This window comes from Mesorhizobium sp. M7A.F.Ca.CA.003.01.2.1, from assembly GCF_003998945.1.
Taxonomy (GTDB): domain Bacteria; phylum Pseudomonadota; class Alphaproteobacteria; order Rhizobiales; family Rhizobiaceae; genus Mesorhizobium; species Mesorhizobium ciceri.
Genome location: NZ_RZRA01000660.1, coordinates 1 through 3,284 on the forward strand (window position 1 = coordinate 1; position 3,284 = coordinate 3,284).

General features: G+C 62.8%; 3 protein-coding genes and 1 pseudogene. 1 reads left to right on the forward strand and 3 read right to left on the reverse strand.

Annotation, left to right across the window (positions count from 1 at the left end):
- From EN969_RS23185 to EN969_RS23195, 3 genes are all read right to left on the reverse strand, one after another.
- Positions 1–1,233, reverse strand: a 1,233-nt coding sequence (locus EN969_RS23185; protein ID WP_127419425.1) for a PAS-domain containing protein, incomplete at its 3' end; no start/stop codon positions are given.
- Between the two features lie 161 nt (positions 1,234–1,394).
- Positions 1,395–2,030 carry an HD family hydrolase gene (locus EN969_RS23190; protein ID WP_013532569.1) on the reverse strand — a complete coding sequence of 212 codons (636 nt, stop codon included), beginning with the start codon at positions 2,028–2,030 and terminating at the stop codon, positions 1,395–1,397.
- Entirely contained in the window at positions 2,030–2,890 is an 861-nt protein-coding gene (locus tag EN969_RS23195; RefSeq protein WP_127419426.1) for a folate-binding protein YgfZ, read from the reverse strand. The genes EN969_RS23190 and EN969_RS23195 overlap by 1 nt, the downstream gene beginning before the upstream one ends.
- Positions 2,891–2,965: 75 nt before the next feature.
- On the opposite strand from EN969_RS23195, the pseudogene EN969_RS23200 reads away from it, so the two are divergent.
- Positions 2,966–3,284 (forward strand): annotated as a pseudogene (locus EN969_RS23200) (amidohydrolase family protein); the annotation flags it as partial.

Genomic DNA, 3,284 nt, shown 5'->3' on the forward strand with positions numbered 1-3,284 from the left:
GCCCAGGCTGATGCCGATATGCATCTCGCGGCTCTTGTCGCGGAACGGTTTTCCGATTGTCTCGACGATGCGCTTCGCGAGTTTTTCAGCATTGGCAATGCCCTTGAAATTGAACTGGATGATGACGAATTCGTCGCCGCCGAAGCGGGCAACGACGTCGTTTTCATTATGCAGGCAGCGCTGCAGCCGCTCGGCCACGGTCTTCAGCAGCCAGTCGCCGGCCGGATGTCCCCAGGTGTCGTTGACTGCCTTGAAGCGATCGAGATCGAGCGAGAAGATCGCCAGCGGCGTGGCCGCCGTGTCCTCCAGCGCAAGGTCGAGCCGTTCGCGAAACATCGAGCGGTTGGGCAATCCCGTCAGCGTGTCGTGATGCGCAAGATGGGTCATGCGCTCTTCGGTGCGGCGACGTTCGGTGACGTCGTCGAAGGTCACCACCCAGCCGCCGCCATCCATCGGCCGACGTGTGACCAAAACCGTCCTGCCGTCGGTAAGATGCCGATAGGCCGAATGCATTTTTGCCGCCGCCAGACAGGCTTCGGTCTTGGCGACTTCGCTGTCGACATCGATCTTCGTATAGATGCCGAGTTCCAGCAACCGTTCGAGCGCGTCGCGGTGCGTCGTTCCAAGCGGAAAATCCGCCGGGGTGACCTTGTAGAGCTCCAGAAAACGCCGGTTTCGCACGATCATCTTGCCGTCGGCGTCATACATCAGCAAGCCTTGCGACATGTTGGCGAGCGCTGCGTCGAAGCGGCGGTGCTGCTCCTTGAGATCCTCTTGCGCGCGGCGCTGCTCGGTGATGTCTTCATAGATCGAAACCCAGCCGCCCAGAGCCAGAGGGCGGTGCGAGATGCTGACGATGCGGCCGTCCGACAGTGTTTCTTCGTAGGTCGAGGGCTTTGCCTGATCGATATAGGGCTTGCGGATGGCGTAGAGTTCGTCGGCGGTTTGCGAGGCGACGCCGATATCGACGCTGTGGCGCAGAATGTCGAGGAACCGGATGCCGGGCCTTATCACCCTGGCGTCGAGGCAAAAGATGTTTAGGTAGTTGCCGTTGCAGATGATCATCCGCTCGTCGGCGTCGAACATGCACAGGCCGTGCGACATGTTCTCGACCGCAGCCGAAAAGCGTTGGTTCTGCTCCCGCAGTTCGTCTTCCATGTGGCGGGAGCGGTCCATGCCTTCGGCCTCCCGTTTCGGGACGGCCGAACCATCCTTGGCATCAGCGACGGGCATGAGCGCGCCTGCGGACCGTGATCGAACAAGCTACTGTGGTCGCCGCTGGTTAATTTAGCGTTTTAATGCATGTCGCCCAAAAGTGACCTCGGTTTTGGGGGAATGACATGCATAAAAAGACCTAAAGCGCGTCGCGTGAATCCGTTTCAGCGCGACGCGCTTTAGCCGATTGCGGTCGCCGAAACCTGATGCCGCGACGTCTCGATCGCCGAAAACCGTTTCAGAAACGCGTTCTGCGCCCAGGTCACCGAACGTGGCGTGAAATCGAAGCGGTCGGCATTGAAGCCGCGCGGACGGCCGAAGAACTCGGTCGCCTCGGCGGTCGAAAAGCCGGCGAGCAGCGTTGCCTCGAAATAGGCGGCGATCTGGTCGGCGCGCTTGATCTCCTTGCGCAGCGCAGCACTTGGTTCCGGAGGCAGCGAGAAGCGCAGATGGATGGCGCGCTGCAGCCGTAACTCACAATCCTTGTAGCTGCCGCCCATCACCGATTTGAACGGCGAGATCATGTCGCCGATGACATATTCGGGGGCGTCGTGCAGCAGGGCCGCCAGCCGGGCGTCGGCCGAAGCCTCGGGCACCAGGTCGCAGAACAGCGCTTCGACCAGCAGCGAGTGCTGGGCGACCGAAAACGCATGCTCGCCGCTGGTCTGGCCGTTCCAGCGGGCAACGCGGGCGAGCCCGTGCGCAATGTCCGAAATCTCGATGTCGAGCGGCGAGGGGTCGAGCAAATCGAGCCGGCGGCCCGACAGCATGCGCTGCCAGGCGCGTGCCGGCGCGCCGACGCGGTCGGCCGCCATCAGGCCTCCTCCGCGCTGACGGCTTCCTGCGGGAAGGCGAATTTTGCCCAACCGGGAATGGCCAGCGTTAACGGAACGTCCCCGGCCATGATCGGCTGGCCGGCATCGAGCGCCGCCTTGACCCGGTCGATGCGCGCAATGGCCAGACCGGTCGTGTCTACGGTCGAGCCGAGCGTGCCAACCGGCCTGCCTGCGACGGTCAGCTCGGTGCCGGGCGCGGGCAGGGGCCTGTTGGCCGATGCAATCAGCACGCGCCGCCTGGCCGTGCCGCGATGCTGCATGCGCGAGACGACCTCCTGGCCGACATAGCAGCCCTTCTTGAAGCCGATGCCGCCGGTTTCGTCCAGCAGCACATCGTGGGGGAAGGCGTCTCCGAGTTGGTAGTCGCTGCCGCTTTCGGCAATGCCGCCGACAATGCGGAAGGCTTGCCACGCGGCAAGATCGCCGGGCTCATCCGTTTCGCCATAGGAACGCGTGACGGCACCCTTCGGAAAGCGTGTGTCGGCGGCCGCCGTTGAATCAGATTGTGAGGGTGTTGATTCATGTCCCCACGCGACGGTGACAAACGCCTGATCGGATTTGGTAATCTCGACCTTGGCGCGCAGTTTGTAGAGCGTCAGCCGGCGTACGAAATCGTCCGATATGTCGGCACGGCATTCGAGCCGGAATGCATTCTCGCCGGTGCGGGAGATCAGGAAATCGAACAGGATCTTGCCTTGCGGCGTCAGCAGCGCACCGGGTTTGGCTTCGCCGGGAGCCAGGATGTCGAGATCGGTGGTCAGGATGTTCTGCAAAAAATGCTCGGCATCCGGACCTGATACGGAAATGAGGGCGCGGTCTTTGAGCTGGGCACAGGGCATGGGCGGAAAAGCAACCTGATCTTGCAAAATGGTCGGCCTTTACGTAAGCCGCTGGCACTCCCCCCGCAAGAGAGCATGGCCATGATCTACGACCTCATCCTGACAGGCGGCACAGTGGTCAACCATGACGGCGAAGGGGCTCGCGACATCGGCGTGAAGGACGGGCGCATCGCTGCCATCGGCGATCTCCGCCAGGCCTCGGCCGGCGAGACGATCGACTGCCGCGGCCTGCATATCCTGCCGGGTGTCGTCGACAGCCAGGTGCATTTTCGCGAGCCGGGACTGGAGCACAAGGAAGATTTGGAAACGGGTTCGCGCGCTGCCGTGCTTGGCGGCGTCACCGCCGTGTTCGAGATGCCCAACACCAATCCGCTGACCACCAGCGAGGCAGCGC

What these genes read in the sequence shown, in the direction of transcription:
- EN969_RS23190 (WP_013532569.1), bottom strand. Translation starts at nt 2,030, where the DNA reads ATGGCGGCCGACCGCGTCGGCGCGCCGGCACGCGCCTGGCAGCGCATG.
- EN969_RS23195 (WP_127419426.1), bottom strand. Translation starts at nt 2,890, where the DNA reads ATGCCCTGTGCCCAGCTCAAAGACCGCGCCCTCATTTCCGTATCAGGT.